The following is a 19,309-nucleotide window of genomic DNA, read 5'->3' as shown; positions in this document are numbered from 1 at the left end:
TCCGCCCGCCGCGCAGCCTGAACAATCAGAGACTGGGCACGATTAATGTCTGTTGAAATCGGTCAGGCCCGGTTCAACGGGCGCCGCTACCTTTATGGAAATGGTTGAGGAAGTTACGCGTGGCGTCTTCACGCGGGTTGTCGATGGTCTCCCGCGCAGGACCTTCCTCGATCACATAGCCGTCACGCATGAACACCACACGATCAGCCACTTCACGGGCAAAGGCGATCTCATGAGTGACGATCACCATGGTCATGCCATCCGCCGCCAACTGCTGAATGGTGCTCAGCACCTCGCCTACCAATTCAGGGTCCAGCGCCGAAGTGGCTTCATCGAACAGCATCACTTCAGGTTCCATCGCCAACGCTCGTGCAATGGCCACGCGCTGCATCTGGCCGCCGGACAATGTTTTGGGCATTTGCTGAGCACGGTCAGCCAGACCGACTTTCTCCAGCTGCGCCATGGCCAGATCCCGGGCCACGCTCTTGCTCAGCCGACGCACGTGGACCGGCGCTTCCATCACGTTTTCCAGCACGCTCATGTGCGGAAACAGGTTGAAGTTCTGGAAGACCATGCCGGTTCTCGCCCGAAAAGCCGCGAGTTCTTTAGTGCCGGGCGGGCGGCGGCCCTGACCGAAAAGGAACGTGGTATCCCCCACACGGATTTCGCCCGCATCAGGCTCAACCAGCAGATTGATGGAGCGAAGGAGCGTCGACTTGCCGGAACCGGAAGGACCTATCAGCGAGACAACGCCCCCCTCTTCAACCTTGAAGTTGATGTTCTTCAACACTTCCAGCGCCCCGAAACTCTTGCGCAGCGAGGTGATTTCGATCTTCGGTTTCGCGGACATTATTGAAGGGCTCCGTGTTTCTTCTCGCGATAGCGCACGATCAGGGTGAGCGGAAACAGGATGACAAAGTAGGCCACGGCCACCGCCGAATAGGTCTCAAGCGGGCGAAAACTGTCATGGGCAATCATCTGCCCCTGGTACACAAGGTCGGGTACGGCCAGCACCGACACCAGCGAGGTGTTTTTGAATTGCATGATCGACTGGTTCATCAATGCAGGCACCATGCGCCTGATGGCCTGGGGCAGAATGATCCGCCGCATGGTCAGCATCGGCGTCATGCCCAACGCACCGCCCGCCTCGCGCTGACCAGCCTCAATGGAAACGATACCGCCACGAATGATCTCGGCGTAGAACGCACCGCCATAACAGGACAAGGCCAGCAACGAAGCGGTGATCGGCGTCATCTCGACACCCGCCAGAATCGGCAGCGCGTAATAGAACCAGATCAGTTGCACCAGCACCGGCGTGCAGCGAAAGACTTCTGTGAACATCAGTGCAAAAGCCCGCACCAGCGCAAAACGAGACAGCAGCCCCATCGCCGCCAGCAGCCCGATAACCAGTCCGCCCACAACGATGGCAGCGGTAAAGGACACTGTCAGGCCAAGGCCTTCAAGCAGCAGCCAGCGATATTCCCAGAGTGCGGAAAAATCCCACTCGTACATGTCAAAACCCCACGTCACATAAACCGTTTAAGCCGCCATCAGCAATCAAGAGTGATCAGATTTCGAAGCCTTCCGGGAAGTCTTTCGGGGTGACTTTGACCAGTTCCATGTTGCGCATGATCGCGTCCTTGATGAAGCCATTGGCACGATGCTCGGTGATCCAGGCATCAACAAATTCGCGCCAGGAAGTATCTTCCTCACGACGGAAGCCTGCATTGGAGGTGGTTGAGTTCACCGGGGTCGGCACAATCAATTGACCGATCGCAGGATTCTTCGCGCGCAAGGCAAGCGCCAGAACCATCACCAGACACTGCGCATCCACTCGGCCGGATTGCAGCGCGGCCGTGGCATCACTGGCGGTCTTGAGGCGAGACACCGCAGCGTTCGGCGCGAGGCGGGTCACGGCGCTGTCATGAGAAGAACCTGCATCGACGCTGATGCGCATATCGGCAGTGTTGAAGTCATCCCAGGTCTTGGCCGTGACTGACTTTTTGGCAATGAAGGTGAACGAGTTCTTGAACACCGGACCGGAAAAGTCGATGACTTTTTGTCGCTCTGGCGTGGGATTCAGGCCGAAGAACACATCGATTTTACTGGCCTGCAGATCCAGCACCGAGTTCCCCCAGGTGGTCTCCAGAATCGAGAGTTTTACGCCCAGGTCATCCGCAAGCTTTTGACAGATATCGATGTAAAAGCCGCGCCATGGGCCGCCGGTCAAGCTTTTCTGATAGTAAGGCGCGCCATCGGCAATGGAGCCAATACGCAAGACGCCTGAAGATTTAATGCGCTCAAGTGAGCTGTCTGCTTTGGCACTCAGTGAAACCAGTCCCGTCGACGCGCTAATGACGGTCGCCCCGAAAAGCTTGGTGAATCTTCTGCGCGTAATCATGCAAGGCGTTCCTTTTTCTGGGCCATTTGTGATGTTGTGAATTCATCATCTCGCGAAAATCTGACTGGCAGTCGAAAAAAGACAGGTGACGCAGTTGTCGATTGGACGGCGCGTTTGACGAAGTCTCGGCGCTGTTCGACTTATTGTTGGCAGATGACTTCTGCTCAGTGCTACGTATTCATTCTGTATCCCTGCACGCCCTGCATACATGCGCGCAATGCTCCGGGAATGGTGCATGACAGAGTGTTTAAACCTGGGACAGATTTGTACGACATATTGATGACATAAAGCGTTTTACAACTGAAGCCTTGAAAAATGGGGTCGCCATGACTAAAAATCATGCCACCTTCACTCAGGATCAACGTTATGCGCCGATTTTTACCCTCGCTCTCCGCGCTTCAGGCGTTCGAGGCCTCGGCACGGCACCTGAACTTCACCCGGGCGGCTGAAGATCTTTCAGTGACACAAAGCGGGATCAGCCGCCAGATCACCAACCTGGAACAGTTTCTCGGTATGCGGCTTTTCGAGCGCTCGGGCTCCCGGCTGATCCTCACGGACGCGGGCAGCAAGTACGTTCAGGACGTGGTGCCGATGCTTAACCGGCTCGAAGAAGTCTCCATTGACCTGGTACGCGGCCGCAAAGCGGATGCCTCGTTGATGATCGGCGCGAATCCCACCTTTGTGTCCCGCTGGCTCGCGCCACGGCTTGAAGACTTTGTACGCCAGGCACCGGAGATCCCCGTCGAGGTCAACCCGATCGAGGCCAACGTGGACTTCAAGACCTGCCGTTTCGATATCGCGATCATGCGCGGCACAGGTGCCTGGAAAGAGGCCAGAGCGCTAGAGTTGTTTGCCGAGGAACTGGTGGTCGTGGCGTCGCCCAGGCTGATTGCTCCGGGTGAACGGCATGACCAACTGGACTTTTCCAAAGTACCAACGCTACAAAACGCAAGTCGGCCCAGTCTGTGGCTGCAATGGCTAAGAGCGTCGGGATGTGTGGGGACGGGATTGATTCAGGGCGTCCGGTTTTCTCAGAGCGAGATGCTCATCAGTGCCGCCGTCAGCGGCCTGGGGCTTGCGGTGGTGCCCATCCACTACGTTGAACGGGAATTGCAATGCGGCGAACTTCATATGCCGTTTGGCGACCCCGTACGCTCGGGGGAATCGTATTGGGTAGTCAGCCCCGAGCGTAAATCCCAGAAGCAGCATGCACTGCTTTTTCGGGACTGGTTGATGCAACAGGTGCGGCTGAACAGACACTGATCTGATTGATCACTGACCTGCTTTAACTTGCGCCCACACGCTCACCCTTAGCGCTTCGATATCTGGAGGTATTGCCTGCAGGGGGAACAGCGTGCTGAGCGTATCTGCATCGGGATAGATGGCGATGTCGTTGTGCACGGAGGCCTCGACCAGAGCCTCGGACTTCTCGTTACCGTTCGCGTAATGCAAATAGTTTGAAATGCCGCTGATCACCTTGGGGTCGAGTATGTAATTCATGAAGGCATAGGCGGCTTTCTGGTTCGGTGCGTCTGCAGGGATGGCCATCATGTCAAACCACATCGGCGAGCCTTCCCTGGGAAGCATGTAGCGGATGCCAACGCCTTTACCTGCCTCTTGCGCCTGTTGCTGCGCGAGCATGACGTCCCCGGAGTACCCCACTGCCACACAAATCTTGCCGCTGGCCAGATCAGCTATGTAATCGGTGGAGTTGAAGTAGCGCACATAAGGCCTGATCGCAAGCAACGCCGCTTTGGCTTTCGGGTAATCCGCAGCATTTGCACTGTCGGGTGCTTCTCCCAGATAGTTGAGTGCGATCGGCAATACACTGGCCGCACTGTCGACGAATGCAACGCCGCATTGAGCCAGCTTCTTCATGTTCTCGGGCTTGAAGATCAAATCCCAGGAGTTCAAGGGCATGTCTTTGCCCAATACCGCTTCGACCTGGGCGGCGTTATAGCCAATTCCCGTCGTGCCCCACAAATAGGGGAACGCATAAGCATTACCTGGATCAACGCCAGCCAGGGTTTGCAGCAGAACCGGATTGAGGTTTTTCCAGTTGGGCAATTGGCTCTTGTCCAGCTTGTGCAGGTCGCCACGCTGAATCTGCCGAGCCAGGAAATGACTCGACGGCACCACGATGTCGTAACCGGAATGTCCTGCCTTCAGTGTTTCGTCCAGCTTCTCGTTACGCTCGTAAGTGTCATAAGTGGCAGCAATACCGGTTTCTTTCTGAAAGTTTTTCAACGTGTCCGGTGCGAAATAATCCGTCCAGTTGAAAATCTTCACGGTCGGCGCGGCCTGACTCATCGAAGCTATCAACATCAGCGGGACGAAGGCTTTGATGGACATCTTGTAGTCCTGTTCAATGTGAGAATCACATTCCATGTGGTTGTCGTGATGCTAACCCATTGGTCTGTTGCCCAATGACATTATTTTAACTATAGGTCCGGTGAGAATTAGCAAATCCAGACGGTACTGTTGACGGTGTAGAATCTGCGCCAGGCTAAAGCTGGAACGGACTGAATAGATGACTCAATGGGAACCCAGAGAATTTACGAAAAAGACCCGGAATCGGGCGCTACTGGCTTGCCTGATAATAGTCAGCTTTTTCGTGGATGTATCCTGGCTTGGGGATGGCTCATCAAACCGCAAGCGTGTGTTCAGCGCAGGGTTCGTGAGCCTGTGCATTATCGTGGCGGTGCTTGAGCTGGTGATTTTGAATGGTATCTACGGCCAGGGTCGGTGACGCCTGAACGCGCGCGAATGTGAAAAAATCTGCACGAAACGTTCACGCTTTTTTCACGCCCTGCCTCGTATTGTTATCCCAGCTCCTTCATGACTTTAAGCCCGTTGATCCCCATCGCGGGCTTTTCTTTTGCCTGCGATTTATTGCCTCTGGCTTTGAGCGTCCCCGCCCAATGCTTCGACCAATTCAGCAGAAGCCCTATATAGCGGTGCATATCCGCGCATCAGGATTTGCGTACTTCGGCGATATGCAGCGGCCTTGACGTCGATATGACTGCCTTCGGTTCTTGCACTGACCGTCGTATCAAGCTTGCCAGCCGGGTTCTCGATACTCACTTCGATGTCTGAAAACTCAGCGCCAGGCTGAGCAATCCCCACTGCGACTTTATAGGCAACTGTTCCGGGAAGCAGACAGGCAGCGGCAAGGCAGCAACCTCCGGATACCGCCATCGACGCATGGCCCGTCTGAGGCGTGAAGTAACGCACGGCGATGTTGCCGCCATGACGCGGCGCGCCGACGATGCACACCTTGGGAATGGTCTCGCTTCGCTCAAGATCTGCAAGGCTCATGAGCTCACCGTCGCGGCGACGAAGTTTCATCTTGAGCCCCGCTTCAATCCAGACTTGCCTTAGCTGTGCCATGAACGTCAGGTCAGCTTCGAGCTCCGAGACGGGTTCATGACCGGTCTTGCCAAAACTCGCCGCGTCGGCAATCACCATTGGCACCGCGACATCGACACAGGAAACGTCGTGTCCGTTGATTGTATCCAGCACATTACCCGTCGGCAGAAACGCACCGGTCTTGTTGCCTACGGGAGACTGGAGAAACAGATCGACACTGGGAAAGGCACCGTGGACGCCCGGAATTTCAGCATTGATAAAACGGCCCTGATCGTCGCGATACATCCGCGCCAGCGTAACCACGCCGGTATTGGTGTTCTTGATTTCAATCTCGAAGACGCCGCAGGCAGGCGCTTTTATCAGCCCGCTATCGATTGCCCAGAGCGGCAACGCAGACGACATGTTGCCGCAATTCACACTCCAGTCGATGCCGCTGTGATCACTGGCCAGCTGCGCCAGGGTGCTGACTATCTGAGGCCCCTTCGGTGTTTCTTCGATCCTCGCCAGGAACACCTTATTACTGGTGGCAGGCCCGCGGCCGAGGCCGGTGATCTGGCGATTACCAGGCTGATTTCCAGATTGTGGGACGCCCATCAAATGCCGCAGCAACTCCGCCCGCAGCCCTTCATCGCGGGGTAACAATGGCTCCCAGATGACGACACCCGTCGACGTACCGCCGCGCATGTAATGCAATGGCAGTTCGATTACGCCGTTTTGAAGTCGGTTACGGAGCGAGGTTTGACTGGAGGACTCGGGGCTGGATGCGTGCATGTTGGTTTCCATAGCCTTCGGAAGAATGAGCTTTTAACGCATCCTACAGACTTATAGACCCAGAAATCGATCCGCCCCCAACGACCAAAACACCTGCCCGCGTATCAAACAAGTGCTCGCTTGCGCAGCTCATACGTCGCCCGGTAACTGCCCGGTGCGGCGTCAAAGAAATCTCGAAAACGCTTGTGGAAATGCGGCATGCTCACAAAACCGGTGGCCATGGCGATATCGGTGATGGAACGATTGGTCTGCAGGACAAGCTGCCGGGCTCGAGTCAATCGCAGTTCCAGGTAATACCGACCGGGGGCGGCACCGACAAAGCGAAAGAACCGGCGCTCAAGCTGGCGTTTCGAGATTCCGGCACAGGCAGCCAGATGATCAAGGCTTAGCGGCTCTTCTATGTTCTTGTGCATCAATTCCAGCGCCAGCTTCAGGGATTGCGGCAGTGTCGGATCAGAGTCCACCGACACAGTAGATACACCGCAGACATACTCATGCTCGTCACACCCGAGAATTTCCTGCACTGCCCGGGTCAAGGAACTGCCGTGGGTGCCACGCATGTACTCCAGCATCATTCGCAGTGCACTGCTCGCGCCTGCGCACGTCATCCGGTCGGAATCAACCACATGACTCCGGTCACAGATACGCAGATTGGGAAAAGTATCCGCCATCATTGCGCGGCCATCAGGGTGGAAGGCACAGAGATATCCGTCCATTACCCGGGCATCTGCTAGAAAGTAAGCGCCATTCCACAACCCTCCCATGCTCGTGCCACAAGCTGCTGCGGCAATCAGCTTGCGTCGCAGACACGGATTGCTTTTCAACTCGACACGCAAGCCGCCGACCACAACAAGCAAATCATGGCGACTACGCAGTTCCGAAAGCTCCAGGTCAACGGGAACCGCGACCCCCAGATCACTCAAGACTGCATCGCCTTTGAGGCTGATTTTCTGGATCTCGAAAATCGGTGAATCGCTCATCAGGTTAGCAGTCACCAGTGCGTCCATGGCGCCGCTGAAAGACATCAGGGAAAAATTATCCAGCAGGATAAAGGCAACGCGCACTGCCGACTGCGGCTTTGACCGGTTTTTTGCAGAGGACGAATAACGCAGGTTCTGATCCCTGAGCACGCTTTCAAAAACGTAGGTCATCGGTTTCCCCCCTTTGGCCAGGCGCTCACTTGTACGCAGCTTCAGTGCAGGGGGACAACAGAAGATTAAGCAGACCCTCGCAATCAGGCTTTTCTGCCAGGCAGGCGACTGCCTGCTCAAGCAAACGACTGCGAGAAACCCCAAGGCTTTGCTCTGAAAACAACCGATACTTTTCGATGAACTCGGCGGCAGACATTGGGTTGGACGGGTCGCCCTTGGCCGATGTCGTCGGGCTGGAAATACACCTGCCGTCTTTAAGTTGAACCGTGACCCGAGACAGGATTTCTTCCGGGAAGCGCGCCGATAAATCAGGCGCTTCAGCGATGTTGATTATCTTGCTGATGGCAAGAATGTCCGGGGCATCGATAGCTGTGCCTGTCACTTCGCTCGCGGTGACCTGGCCACGCGCGACTAAGGCTGCAACCGGAAATGCCAATGCATACTGGGCTTCGTCGGCATTTTTTGGAAAATGCCCCTGCAAACGCACTGACTCATGAAAGGTCTCAATCTGGATCGTTTCGATATTTTCAGGAGCGATCTCTGGGTGCTCGCTCACCAGTTGCGTCATGGCAGTCAATGCTGGCTGGGCCCAGCGACAGACCGGCCAGGGTTTGAAGTATTGCTCGTCGATTTCCCAGCTTTCGCCCAAGCCCTGCCAGTAAGGGAGCCCTCCCAGCAATTCGACGGTTTCAGCGGGCGCACCAGTGACTCCAGCCTGGGCCATGAGCAGTGCACTTATGCCCGCATGAGCGCCGGCGCCGTGCGCATCACGCAGCATCGACGGGTAATCCACCACGCGCATCATTGGGCAGCGCGGGCCAAAATATTCCGCAATACCGAGGGCGTGCCTAAAGGTTTGCTCGTCCAGCTTGAGCAGGCGGGCGCCAGCACACACCACTCCAATCCCGGCGAAAGCTCCCGAAGCATGATATTGCGCAGCGGTCGCCATCAAGGCCCGTCCGGCTCTTAGCGCCGTCTCGTAGCCAATGGTCAATACACAGAGCATCTCTTCGCCGCTGATATTTTTGCCACTGGCGCAAAAGGCATCGATCAGCGCGATGATTGCCGGAACCACGGTAGCCCCCGCGTGACCTTTGGACGTGAAGTGTCCTTCATGAGCGTCCAGGCTATCGACACTGAAGCCGCCCGCATAGGCTGCGCCCAAGGGGTGGACCGGTCTGCCATCAAACCAGAGGCGGCTGGAAAGTGTGGCCGCCGGGTAATGGGCAACCGCAAACTCCTGCAGGACATGGCTGGTATGGTTGTCACGCGCGGCGGCGGCGACGCCGATAATATCGAGCAAACAGGTTTCAATCCGCTTGCGGGTTTCAAGCGGTGCGTCGGCAAGTTCGAATTGCTGAATGAACGAATAAAGGGACATACACCCCTCCTTATTTAAACGGGGTATAAAAAAGGCCGCCCGAACACGGACAGCCTGAGGCTTTATCGGTAAGGCTTACTTCTTCGCGGCGGCTCGCGCATCTGCCAGCCAGCCATCGTAGGCAGCCCGGTGCGCCGCAATCCACTCAGCGGCATGGCGCTTGATATCCGCAGCAGAGTTCTCGCCGTTGTGCATTTTCAGGTTCTGAGCGCTTTCATCATCCGTGGTGATTTGCATCTCGGACAGAAACTTGACCGCTACCGGATTCTTCTCGGCAAAGTCCTTGTTCAGCACCGCGCGAATGTTGTCCACAGCAAAGCCCAGATTTTTACCTTTGTAAGTGGTGTTGACGTCGTTTTTCCCGCCTGGAAGGTCGGTCTTCGGAACGCTTAGCCAGACCACATCCCTGCCCTCGACCAGTACGGTGGAGATCCACTGTGGAACCCAGGTGAAGTAGAGGATTGGCTTACCCTCTTTATAGCGGGCAATGGTGTCGGCCATCAGAGCGAAGTAAGAGCCTCGGTTGTCGGTGACCGTCTTTTCAAGGCCGTAGGCCTGCATATGGTATTCGACGACAACCTCACAGCCCCAGCCGGGGTTGCACCCTGTCATGTCGGCTTTACCGTCGCCATTGCTGTCAAACAGCTTGGCAATTTCCGGTTTCTTGAGATCTTCGACTGAAGTGATTTTGTATTGATCAGCGGTTTTCTTGTCGATCATGTACCCCTGTAATACACCGGGCATGATGTTGCCGACTTTCACCATGGTGTCATCCCCGCCCGCCTTGGCGTAGAACGACGCGTGCAACTGCTCCCAGGCATGCACGGTAAAGTCCGCATCACCATAAGACAGCGCGAGCATCATTGCCGGATAGTCGGTTTCCTTGGGCTGCTGCACGCTGTAGCCCAGATCCTTGAGCCCGGCCATGGCAATCTCACCACGGAATCGCTCTTCGGCAATGGTTGGAAAAATCGGTGTGATGGATACGCCCTTGCCAGGTTCCTGAGCAGCAGTAGCAAAAGCCGGTGTTATGGCGATAGCCAGAGCGGCCATACAACGAATCATTTTTGTTTTTACACTGTGTTTTTCAGCATTCATCGTCATCTACCTTGCAGGGGGATAAGGGGCAGGCGTACAGCGATCAATTAACGTCCGGCACTTAGTTGTCTTTTAAAGGTGCGCCGGTCTGTTTTGCTTCAGTCTTTTTTCCAAGTTTGAACAGCATTCCAACGGGCCCTGTCTGGTACCAGCGTTCACCCTTGACTGCGCTGTTACTGCGCTCACCCATGGCTTGGGTTAACCGGTCAAGGAAGATTGCCAATAACACCAGCCCCACACCGCCCACGGTGGCAAGCCCCATGTCCAGTCGGCCAATACCGCGAAGTACCATCAACCCAAGGCCGCCAACAGAAATCATGGAGGCGATGACCACCATGGACAGCGAGAGCATCAGTGCCTGGTTCAAACCGGCCATGATCGTTGGGGCAGCCAGGGGCAATTGCACCTTGAGTAGCATCTGCCGCGGCGTACAGCCGAACGCCCGGGCGGCTTCGACCTTGTCTTCGGGTACCTGGCGGATGCCCAGATTGGTCAGGCGCACCAACGGCGCAACCGAGAAGATAATGGTGACCAGAACGCCTGGTACGTTGCCGATCCCGAACAGCATCACTACCGGCACCAGATAAACGAACGCCGGTAATGTCTGCATCGCATCAAGCCCTGGCCTGAGTATTCTTTCCAGGCGATCACTCCGGGCGCAGAGAACACCGAGAGGCACACCAATCACCACGCAGAACACCAGAGACGTGAGGACTAACGCCAGGGTCGTCATCGCGTCATTCCAGACGCCAATCAGCCCCAGAAGCGTGAGTGTGACGAAACAGAGGGCTCCCACTTTTTTACCGCCCACCTGCCAACCGAGCAGCGTGGCAAAGATGATGAAGATCGTCGGTGGGATCGATAGCAATCCACTTTGAATACCGTTCAATATTTGATCCACGGGCCATCGTATGGATCGAAACACTTCACGGAAGTTATGCACCAGATAGTTGAGCACTACCTCGACCCACTGGCCCAAGGGGATAGTGATGCTTTGGAACGGATCAAGAACGCTGAAATCGGACATGCTGGATACCTGAGTAGCTGAGCCTGATGTTTCGCCCGGTTGACACTGTCAGTGACGACTCATTGTCTGCAGCAGAAGGCTCTTGGAAATAGTGCCTTTGAACACGCCCTGCCCATCCAGAACGGCGACGGGGTGCACGGCATTGGCGACGATGTGAAAGATGTCTTGCAGCGGAATATCAGCATGCAGCGTAGGCCGCGATATGTCTGCGTCGTACGGATGTTCTGCGCTGAGGGTCGCAACGTCGCCAGCCCGAAGAATCTTCGATGCATCAAAGCCCTTGAAAAAGGCCCTGACGTAATCGTTCACCGGGTTGCAAAGCAGCTCTTGGGGTGAGCCGATCTGTACAATGCGCCCGCCTTCCATGATCGCGATGCGATGGCCGATACGAATGGCCTCCTCGATGTCATGGGAGATAAAAATAATGGTCCGGTGCTGCTCAGCCTGCAGGCGGATAAGCTCGCCCTGCATCTCATGGCGGATGAGCGGATCCAGCGCTGAAAATGCCTCGTCCATGAGCAGGATCGCCGGGTCATTGGCCAAGGCGCGAGCCAGGCCGACTCGCTGCTGCATACCGCCAGACAATTGGTGCGGATAGCTGTATTCATGCCCGGTCAGCCCCACCTGCTCCAGCGCTTTACGGGCGCGGTCGTGGCGCTCTTTTTCATCGATGCCGGACACTTCAAGACCGAACGCAGCATTGTCGATCACGCTCATGTGCGGCATGAGCGCGAACGACTGGAAGACCATGCTCATTTCCTTGCGACGCACATTCAGAAGCGCCGCATCGGACAGCCCCGTGATTTCCTTGCCGTTGAGATGGATAGTGCCTGACGTGGGTTCGATCAAACGATTGAACAAACGAACCATGGTCGACTTGCCGGAACCCGACAAGCCCATGATGACAAAAATCTCGCCACGCTTAACCGAAAACGTTGCGTCGAATACACCAACGACTTGCCCGGTCTTATTGAAGATTTCATTTTTATCCGCACCGCCCTTTAGCATATCCATTGCTACTTTTGGCTGGGTACCAAAGACTTTATAAATATGCTTGACCGAGAGTATTTCGTCACCATGACTCATAATCCCTTCCTTCCGCGAGTGCTTTAAAAGGCTCGGCGAATAGCCCGGGCTATCACCGATCAGAATGAACTTGTTATGGCAGCAGAAGAACGTTTGAACGAGAGAAATGAGACATTTTTGAATCCTCTTATTATTATTTAGTTGTCAGTGGCTTCTGAGTGAGACGAGAGCCTTGATGACAAAGTTATTACCTTAGCCCTGTAACGTCTAACAACATTTCGTCCAGTCAATCAATAACGTCAGGTTATTGATCGTCGCTTATCCAAAAACGACATGCTCGACGGTCCCTTGTGGACAGCGCCTGTCTACGCCTGTCATAAGGCTAAGGAGCGGCGGTTATCAGCGGTGCAGGCTTCTGCGAGCCACTGGCCGCCAGCCTCGCGGCACGAGCCCTCTACACCTGTTTTCCAGAAAAATGGATACCTTAGGTTATGGTTAAGCACATCGACCCCGACAACACGTTATTAAAGATGCCGTCGCTCAAAGCAGTGAAGTCTTTCGTAGCAGCCGCGAAATACCAGAGCTTCACCCGAGCGGCTGAAGCGCTTTGCGTCACTCAGGCAGCTATCAGCAGGCAGATTCGCGAGCTGGAAGCGTATCTGGGCGTTGAGCTGTTCAGAAGGGTCGGCAGAGCCGTCGAGCTGACCGAGGCCGGTTCTGCGTTTTTCGATGCAGCGCAGTTGTCCTTCGTCAACATCTCTCAGGCCGCCAAACGGGTCGGCGCTTACAGGGCCGGTAAGTCAGAGCTGACCCTGTGTTGCTCTGCGGCGTTTGCTGCGCTGTGGCTTTCACCGAAACTGCCGGGCTTCTTCAGTCAGAACCAGGACATCGACCTCAATCTGATTAGCACACAAAATTTTCTTTCGATGGAGCCTGGCGTCACGCCCGATATCTTCATCACCAAATTCGCCAGCGTGCAGAGCGGTTACCGCAACTACCCGCTGTTTCACGACGTGATATTCCCCGTGTGCACGCCGCAGTATCGCGATGAGCATCCGGAACTCGCGACTCTTGAAGGCTTGCGCGACAGTGCGCTGCTCAACTTGAGCCCCTACGGGCGTTCGCAAGTGGCTGAACATGTCGATTGGGGCGTCTGGCTTGCCTTTCACGATACCGATATAGAAAAACGCCCGCACGACCGGCCTCACGTCTTTAGTGCCAATGACTACAACGTGGTGATCAATATGGCGCTGGCCAATCAGGGCGTCGCGCTTGGCTGGAGCCATCTGGTAGCCGAATCGATTGAAAGCGGCGCACTGGTTCGCCCTATCCAGAAAGAAGTGGTCCACAAGGATTCGCAACACTACCTCGCGTTCAGGGAAGACCGGGCCAATGACCGGGCGTGCTGCAAATTGCGCGACTGGCTGCTCGCCTATTTCACGTAACAAACCTTTTAATCAGCCCGTCACCCTCCGTGATAAAGCCAATCACCCCTGACGTCTCACGGTCAGGGCGTTGAAATATGCCTGCGACACTCTGCGCTTCGCACACTTCCCCTGCCCTGTTTTCCCGTCCTCCTCTCGCAATTGATAACATTTGTTTATGCATTGCCTGACCTAAAAGTTTCTTGTTGAACGTCGATTTGTACACGTAACCTTCACAAAAGCCGGGAGAACTAACGGTTGGCCGTTTACAGATGCTTGTCAGGATCATCGCGTCATCATTGAAAACTTCAAGTGACGGTCAATACAGAGGTTCGAACCCATAATGATCGGCAGCTGCTTTCTTACCGGACAGCAGCGCCTGAAGCGAATGGAGTGCGTGGGACGTGAATATCAGATCAGCCGTTTCTCAGCTTATTGCACAACGCAAACCCCGACACGCACTTCCAGGGGCGCTTTACAGCGATCCGGATGTCTATCAACAAGACCTTGAACAGCTGTGGCACAAGGACTGGATTTTCGCAGGCCACACCTTTGAACTGGAAAAATCCGGGCAGTATCTTTCACTGCAGGTTGGCCAGTATCCGGTTGCAGTGGTACGTGGTGCGGATGGAGAGATTCGCGCGTTCCACAACGCCTGTCGGCACCGGGGTTCAAAGGTTTGTCCCGAGGCGAAAGGCAAAGTCGCCAAGCTGGTGTGCCCTTACCACAAGTGGACTTTTGAGCTGGACGGTCGGCTGCTGTTCGCAGGCAATATGGGTGACGATTTCGACAAGTCTCAGTACAACCTCAAGCCAGTGCATTGTGAAATCGTCAACACCTACATCTATGTCTGTGTAGCTGATCTCGCCCCTGATTTCTCCACATTCCGGGAAGCAGTGACCCCCTTCCTCGCACCTCATCTGCTGGAAGACTGCAAGGTCGCTTTCGAATCGAACCTGATTGAAAAAGGCAACTGGAAGCTGGTCTTCGAAAACAATCGCGAATGCTATCACTGCGACGGCACCCACCCCGAACTGATGAATTCCTTCGTGGAAAACCTGTCGGTAGCAGGCGTCGGCGGCAGTGATGACCCGGAGCTAAAAGCTCATTGGGACCGCTGCGAAGCCGCAGGCATGCCCAGCCAACTGGTCATGGATAAGGACGGGCGCTTCCGCATTACCCGAATCCCTCTGTCATCCGGTGCAGTCAGCTACACCATGGATGGCAAACCAGCAGTCGCTGGCAGGCTGGACAACAGTGGCGAAGCAGACATAGGTGCGCTGCTGTATTTCAACTATCCGTCCACCTGGAATCATTTCCTGGGCGATCACGCGCTGAGTTTCCGCGTCCTGCCAATTGGCCCAAACGAAACACTGGTGACCACTAAATGGATCGTCAAGAAGACCGCTCAGGAAGGCGTCGACTACGACCTTGAGCGCCTGACCAAAGTCTGGCTTGCCACCAATGATCAGGACCGCACGCTGGTTGAAGGCGCACAAGTAGGTGTTAACTCCCCGGCTTATGAACCCGGCCCCTTTTCTTCGAAGGCCGAAAATGGCGTCTGTCAGTTTGACGACTGGTACTGCGACATCATGCTCGACAGACTTAAAGATGACAGCGGCACCGCTCCCCTAAAACTGAAGTCGGTGGGATAACAGTATGGCGGTGATTAAGACAGTCGCCGCCAGCCTTGTCCGAAAGACTGACAATAATAAATAACTACTCAGGATGACCTTATATTCAGAGGGCATTATTGAGTCACCTCTTAACTCTGCGCCATTACAACAATCTGGAACTTTAACGCGTCAGCAGTAATACAACGCGCGCGTTTATTGCTCTTCCGGCCATGACTATTCGGAGTAATCCTCTTGAGATTCGAAGGTATTTATACGCCTGCGGTAACACCGCACACAGCCGATGGCGAAATTGACTGGGCTGTTTTTCCGGAAGTTCTGGAGTCGCTTATCGAAGCCAGAGTGCATGGCATTATTATTGGCGGCTCGACAGGCGAATATTATGCGCAGACCGCCGAGGAACGTCTGAAACTTGCGGCCCGCGCCAAAGAAGTTATTGGTTCCCGTGTTCAGTTGATTATTGGTACAGGTGCCATTCGTACCGAAGATGCCGTGCTGTTTGCCAAGGACGCCAAAGCAATCAAGGCCGACGCGATTCTGGTCACCACTCCCCCCTACGCATTGCCGACCGATCAGGAAAACGCCATTCACGCGTTGACCATCGATCGGGCCGCCAACATGCCGATCATGTTGTACAACTACCCGGGGCGCATGTGCGTACAGATGAACGAGGACTACCTGGCTCGCGTGGGCAAATCAAAAAACGTGGTGGCCATCAAGGAAAGTTCGGGGGACATGAGCCGGGTGCATTTACTCGCCCGTGAATTCCCGCATATCGCACTGTCCTGCGGCTGGGATGATCAGGCACTGGAATTTTTCGCCTGGGGCGCAAGAAGTTGGGTATGCGCCGGTTCAAACTTTCTGCCCCGGGAGCATGTGGCGCTGTATGAAGCCTGCGTGGTCGAGAAGAACTTCGACAAGGGTCGGCAGATCATGTCGGCCATGATACCGCTGATGAATGCGCTGGATGGCGGCAAGTTCGTGCAATGCATCAAATTTGGTTGTGAATTGAACGGCCTGAAAGTCGGAGATGTTCGCGCGCCTTTGCGGCCTCTGAATGGCGAAGACAAACGTAGCCTCCAAACCGTTATCGCCAACGTGAAGCGTACCGTTGCACACATCACATCAGGAGCCAGCCATGCGTGACCTTCTTACCGCGGATGAATATGCCGCTATCGCACAATCGATTTCATTTCCATCGAACGCGTTCATCAACGGTGCATTCAAGCCTTCCGTTTCTGGCAACACGCTGGCGACGACCAACCCGGCAACGGGCGAGTTTCTCACCGATCTGGCGGCCTGCACGGCTGAGGATGTGGACATTGCGGTCAGCAAAGCCAAAGAAGCATTCGATGATGGACGCTGGAGGCTGCTTGCGCCCGGCGACCGGAAAGCCGTGTTGTTGAAGTTCGCGCGTCTGCTCGAAAACAATCGCCACGAACTGGCCGTACTGGAAAGCCTGGACAGCGGCAAGCCGGTACGTGAATGCCAACTGGTGGATGTGCCCGACACCATTCATACCTTGCGCTGGCACGCCGAATTGATCGACAAGCTGTATGACAACACGGCCCCGGTGGGCAACGACGCGCTGACCATGGTGGTGCGCGAGCCTATCGGTGTGGTGGGCTGCGTGCTGCCGTGGAACTTCCCGCTGTTGATGCTCGCCTGGAAGATCGGCCCGGCACTGGCCGCCGGTTGCTCGGTGATCGTAAAGCCCGCCGAACAGACCAGCCTGACCACTTTGCGCGTGGCCGAACTGGCATTCGAAGCGGGTGTGCCTGCAGGCGTGCTCAATATCGTGACAGGCACCGGCAAAGACGTCGGTGAGCCTATCGGCCTGCACAAAGATGTCGATATGGTCAGCTTCACCGGCTCCACCGCGACCGGTCGGCGCTTCCTGCATTACTCGGCCGATTCAAACCTCAAACGCGTGGTGCTTGAGTGCGGCGGCAAGAACCCTGCGGTCGTCATGGACGATGCTGAAGACCTGGACCTGGTGGCCGAACAGGTGGTCAATGGTGCGTTCTGGAACATGGGCGAAAACTGCTCGGCGACGTCACGACTGCTGGTTCACGCCTCGGTCAAAGACCAATTGCTAGAACGTATGGGTGCCTACATACGCGAGTGGAAAATGGGTGACCCCCTGGATCCTCAAAACCGGGTTGGGGCATTGGTCAGCAGCGACCATTTCGACAAGGTGAAGTCTTACCTGGACTACGCCAGCGCTGCCAATCTGGACATCGTCTACGGCGGTGATACTCAGGATGGCGCGTTCGTCCAGTTGACTGTGGTAGACGGCGTGGAACGGGACAGCCGACTGTTTCAGGAGGAAATTTTCGGGCCGGTGTTGTCAGTCACTACCTTCAATACGATCTCTGAAGCGATTGCTCTGGCTAACGACACGGTATACGGCCTGGCGGCCTCGGTTTACACCGGTAGCTTGCGCAAGGCGATAAAGCTTTCCCGTGAAATCCGTGCAGGTATTGTCACCGTCAACTGCTTCGGTGAGGGCGATGCCTCTACCCCGTTTGGCGGCTACAAAGAGTCAGGCTTCGGTGGTCGCGACAAATCGGTTTTCGCCCACGACCAGTACACCGAAATCAAAACCATCTGGATCGATGTGTCTGATCGGTCGGTTGATGAGACCGTAAAATGAGCACACATTCCATCAAACGCTTGCCGGTAGATACCGGTGTTTCGGGTTGGGAGGCTATTTCCAGGCGGGCTACTCCTGTGCAAGTGCTTGATGGGAGCGTGACGGCAGACTGGCTGATCATCGGGGCCGGTTTCGCCGGTCTCTCCGCGGCACGTCGGCTAACCCAGCTACGACCCAAGGATCGCATCGTGGTCGTCGACGCTCACGAGATTGCCACTGGACCAGCTGGGCGAAACTCCGGGTTCATGATCGATGTGCCCCACAGCCTTTCCTCCGGGGAGTACTCGGTGGCTGGCGAATCGGCAACGGCACGGGAAATTTCCCAAAACCGCTTCGCCATCGATTTTGCCGCGCAGGCTGCCCGCGACTACGGCATGGCCAGCGAAACCTTTGATCCCTCGGGCAAGATCAACGCCGCCGCCACAGAACGCGGCGGAAGGCTGAACGCCAATTACGCCGCATCGCTCAAAGGCATTGGCGAGCACTACGAGCTGCTCGATGCCGCGCAAATGCGCGACATCACCGGCTCCAGCTACTATCACGGCGGGCTTTATACACCCGGCGCAGTGATGATCCAGCCGGCGCAGTACATCCGGGATCTGGCAGCCGGACTGGCTGAAAACATCAGCCTGTACGAACGCTCCCCTATCGTCGAACTGTCCCGATCAGGGAATGACTGGATGGCGCGCTCTCATGGGGGGGTGGTGACGGCGCCCAAGGTCATTCTTGCCGTCAACGGGCACATCGAAGACTTCGGACATTTTCAGGGACGCTTGCTGCATGTGTTCACGTATGCCTCGATGACCGCGGGTTACCACCATGATCAATTCAAGAGACCGGTGACAGGGCGCGAATGCTGGGCTCTTCTACCGGCCGACCCAATGGGCGCTACGGTTCGCAAGATCACGGTGGATGGACTTTCACGGATCGTGATCCGAACCAAATTTACCTATGACCCGAGCATTCAAGTGACGCCTCAGCGCGTAGCAGACGTCGCCCGGGAACAACGACACTCCCTGGACGCGCGCTTCCCGGAATTGAAGTCAACACCGCTGGAATTCAGTTGGGCGGGCCGTCTTTGCTTGAGCCGCAACAGCGCGCCGGCATTCGGGGAAATAGAAGAAAACCTGTATTCAGCATGTTGCGAAAACGGCCTCGGAACGGTTAAAAGCACGCTGGCTGGCGTCATGGCGGCTGAGTTGGCGACCGGCATGAAGTCCAGATTCCTGGATGACTTCAGCAACACGCCCGGCCCCAGCAAGCTGCCCCCCAAAATTCTCACACGGCTTGGGGTGAGTTCGGTCATCAGTTGGCAGGCCCTTCGCGCTGGCAAGGAAGGCTAAAGCCCGCTCGGCCCATCGAAGTTAGCCG

Annotated in this window: 15 protein-coding genes and 1 pseudogene; 6 read left to right on the top strand and 10 right to left on the bottom strand. The window is 55.8% G+C overall.

The window, feature by feature from the left end; translation table 11 throughout:
* Positions 1-73: 73 nt before the first annotated feature.
* Genes AO242_RS11110 through AO242_RS11100 form a run of 3 tightly spaced genes read right to left on the bottom strand, consistent with a single transcriptional unit; the run spans position 74 to position 2,401 of the window.
* Positions 74-850: an amino acid ABC transporter ATP-binding protein gene (locus AO242_RS11110; RefSeq protein WP_099268717.1), complete on the bottom strand. Its 777-nt coding sequence runs from the start codon at positions 848-850 to the stop codon at positions 74-76.
* Complete coding sequence (locus tag AO242_RS11105) at positions 850-1,512, bottom strand: amino acid ABC transporter permease (protein ID WP_099268716.1); 663 nt, start codon at positions 1,510-1,512, stop codon at positions 850-852. Before AO242_RS11105 ends, AO242_RS11110 begins: the two co-directional genes overlap by 1 nt.
* A gap of 55 nt (positions 1,513-1,567) precedes the next feature.
* Positions 1,568-2,401, bottom strand: coding sequence for a transporter substrate-binding domain-containing protein (locus AO242_RS11100; RefSeq protein ID WP_027898701.1), 834 nt, complete (start codon positions 2,399-2,401; stop codon positions 1,568-1,570).
* Between the two features lie 366 nt (positions 2,402-2,767).
* Between AO242_RS11100 and AO242_RS11095 the strand changes: the two genes are divergently transcribed.
* On the top strand, positions 2,768-3,664 hold the full coding sequence (locus AO242_RS11095; RefSeq protein WP_099268715.1) for a LysR substrate-binding domain-containing protein: 897 nt from the start codon (positions 2,768-2,770) through the stop codon (positions 3,662-3,664).
* A 9-nt stretch (positions 3,665-3,673) separates the two neighbouring features.
* Here AO242_RS11095 and AO242_RS11090 read toward each other — a convergent pair whose 3' ends face one another.
* From AO242_RS11090 to AO242_RS11055, 7 genes and pseudogenes are all read right to left on the bottom strand, one after another.
* The gene (locus tag AO242_RS11090; protein ID WP_099268949.1) at positions 3,674-4,753 is read right to left on the bottom strand and encodes a polyamine ABC transporter substrate-binding protein; all 1,080 of its coding nucleotides are present in this window, start codon (positions 4,751-4,753) and stop codon (positions 3,674-3,676) included.
* 537 nt (positions 4,754-5,290) lie between these two features.
* Complete coding sequence (locus AO242_RS11080) at positions 5,291-6,541, bottom strand: PrpF domain-containing protein (RefSeq protein ID WP_099268948.1); 1,251 nt, start codon at positions 6,539-6,541, stop codon at positions 5,291-5,293.
* A 104-nt stretch (positions 6,542-6,645) separates the two neighbouring features.
* The gene (locus tag AO242_RS11075) at positions 6,646-7,692 is read right to left on the bottom strand and encodes a GlxA family transcriptional regulator (protein WP_099268713.1); all 1,047 of its coding nucleotides are present in this window, start codon (positions 7,690-7,692) and stop codon (positions 6,646-6,648) included.
* A gap of 25 nt (positions 7,693-7,717) precedes the next feature.
* Positions 7,718-9,073: an MmgE/PrpD family protein gene (locus AO242_RS11070; RefSeq protein WP_099268712.1), complete on the bottom strand. Its 1,356-nt coding sequence runs from the start codon at positions 9,071-9,073 to the stop codon at positions 7,718-7,720.
* Between the two features lie 75 nt (positions 9,074-9,148).
* Positions 9,149-10,126: a glycine betaine/L-proline ABC transporter substrate-binding protein ProX gene (gene proX / locus AO242_RS11065; RefSeq protein ID WP_099268711.1), complete on the bottom strand. Its 978-nt coding sequence runs from the start codon at positions 10,124-10,126 to the stop codon at positions 9,149-9,151.
* Between the two features lie 106 nt (positions 10,127-10,232).
* A pseudogene (gene proW / locus AO242_RS11060) lies at positions 10,233-11,201 on the bottom strand (glycine betaine/L-proline ABC transporter permease ProW); the annotation flags it as partial.
* Positions 11,202-11,246: 45 nt separating this feature from the next.
* Positions 11,247-12,284 carry a quaternary amine ABC transporter ATP-binding protein gene (locus tag AO242_RS11055; protein WP_099268709.1) on the bottom strand — a complete coding sequence of 346 codons (1,038 nt, stop codon included), beginning with the start codon at positions 12,282-12,284 and terminating at the stop codon, positions 11,247-11,249.
* Between the two features lie 431 nt (positions 12,285-12,715).
* On the opposite strand from AO242_RS11055, the gene AO242_RS11050 reads away from it, so the two are divergent.
* The 5 genes from AO242_RS11050 to AO242_RS11025 all read left to right on the top strand — a co-directional run bounded on the left by AO242_RS11050 (position 12,716) and on the right by AO242_RS11025 (position 19,281).
* Complete coding sequence (locus tag AO242_RS11050; protein ID WP_099268708.1) at positions 12,716-13,669, top strand: LysR family transcriptional regulator; 954 nt, start codon at positions 12,716-12,718, stop codon at positions 13,667-13,669.
* A gap of 383 nt (positions 13,670-14,052) precedes the next feature.
* The gene (locus AO242_RS11040; protein ID WP_099268706.1) at positions 14,053-15,303 is read left to right on the top strand and encodes an aromatic ring-hydroxylating oxygenase subunit alpha; all 1,251 of its coding nucleotides are present in this window, start codon (positions 14,053-14,055) and stop codon (positions 15,301-15,303) included.
* Positions 15,304-15,516: 213 nt separating this feature from the next.
* Positions 15,517-16,428: a dihydrodipicolinate synthase family protein gene (locus tag AO242_RS11035; RefSeq protein ID WP_099268705.1), complete on the top strand. Its 912-nt coding sequence runs from the start codon at positions 15,517-15,519 to the stop codon at positions 16,426-16,428.
* Positions 16,421-17,938 carry an aldehyde dehydrogenase gene (locus tag AO242_RS11030; RefSeq protein ID WP_099268704.1) on the top strand — a complete coding sequence of 506 codons (1,518 nt, stop codon included), beginning with the start codon at positions 16,421-16,423 and terminating at the stop codon, positions 17,936-17,938. Before AO242_RS11035 ends, AO242_RS11030 begins: the two co-directional genes overlap by 8 nt.
* Entirely contained in the window at positions 17,935-19,281 is a 1,347-nt protein-coding gene (locus AO242_RS11025) for an NAD(P)/FAD-dependent oxidoreductase (RefSeq protein ID WP_099268703.1), read from the top strand. Before AO242_RS11030 ends, AO242_RS11025 begins: the two co-directional genes overlap by 4 nt.
* Positions 19,282-19,309: the final 28 nt, after the last annotated feature.

The organism is Pseudomonas sp. ICMP 561, assembly GCF_002699985.1.
GTDB classification, from domain to species: Bacteria; Pseudomonadota; Gammaproteobacteria; order Pseudomonadales; family Pseudomonadaceae; genus Aquipseudomonas; species Aquipseudomonas quasicaspiana.
The sequence above is the reverse complement of the archived record's forward strand: the minus strand, read 5'-3'. Positions and strand labels throughout refer to the sequence as shown.

Excerpts from the sequence above, each read along its gene's own strand:
- AO242_RS11110 (WP_099268717.1), bottom strand. The coding sequence starts at position 850 with ATGTCCGCGAAACCGAAGATCGAAATCACCTCGCTGCGCAAGAGTTTC.
- AO242_RS11105 (WP_099268716.1), bottom strand. The coding sequence starts at position 1,512 with ATGTACGAGTGGGATTTTTCCGCACTCTGGGAATATCGCTGGCTGCTG.
- AO242_RS11100 (WP_027898701.1), bottom strand. The coding sequence starts at position 2,401 with ATGATTACGCGCAGAAGATTCACCAAGCTTTTCGGGGCGACCGTCATT.
- AO242_RS11095 (WP_099268715.1), top strand. The coding sequence starts at position 2,768 with ATGCGCCGATTTTTACCCTCGCTCTCCGCGCTTCAGGCGTTCGAGGCC.
- AO242_RS11090 (WP_099268949.1), bottom strand. The coding sequence starts at position 4,753 with ATGTCCATCAAAGCCTTCGTCCCGCTGATGTTGATAGCTTCGATGAGT.
- AO242_RS11080 (WP_099268948.1), bottom strand. The coding sequence starts at position 6,541 with ATGCACGCATCCAGCCCCGAGTCCTCCAGTCAAACCTCGCTCCGTAAC.
- AO242_RS11075 (WP_099268713.1), bottom strand. The coding sequence starts at position 7,692 with ATGACCTACGTTTTTGAAAGCGTGCTCAGGGATCAGAACCTGCGTTAT.
- AO242_RS11070 (WP_099268712.1), bottom strand. The coding sequence starts at position 9,073 with ATGTCCCTTTATTCGTTCATTCAGCAATTCGAACTTGCCGACGCACCG.
- proX (WP_099268711.1), bottom strand. The coding sequence starts at position 10,126 with ATGGCCGCTCTGGCTATCGCCATAACACCGGCTTTTGCTACTGCTGCT.
- AO242_RS11055 (WP_099268709.1), bottom strand. The coding sequence starts at position 12,284 with ATGAGTCATGGTGACGAAATACTCTCGGTCAAGCATATTTATAAAGTC.
- AO242_RS11050 (WP_099268708.1), top strand. The coding sequence starts at position 12,716 with ATGGTTAAGCACATCGACCCCGACAACACGTTATTAAAGATGCCGTCG.
- AO242_RS11030 (WP_099268704.1), top strand. The coding sequence starts at position 16,421 with ATGCGTGACCTTCTTACCGCGGATGAATATGCCGCTATCGCACAATCG.
- AO242_RS11025 (WP_099268703.1), top strand. The coding sequence starts at position 17,935 with ATGAGCACACATTCCATCAAACGCTTGCCGGTAGATACCGGTGTTTCG.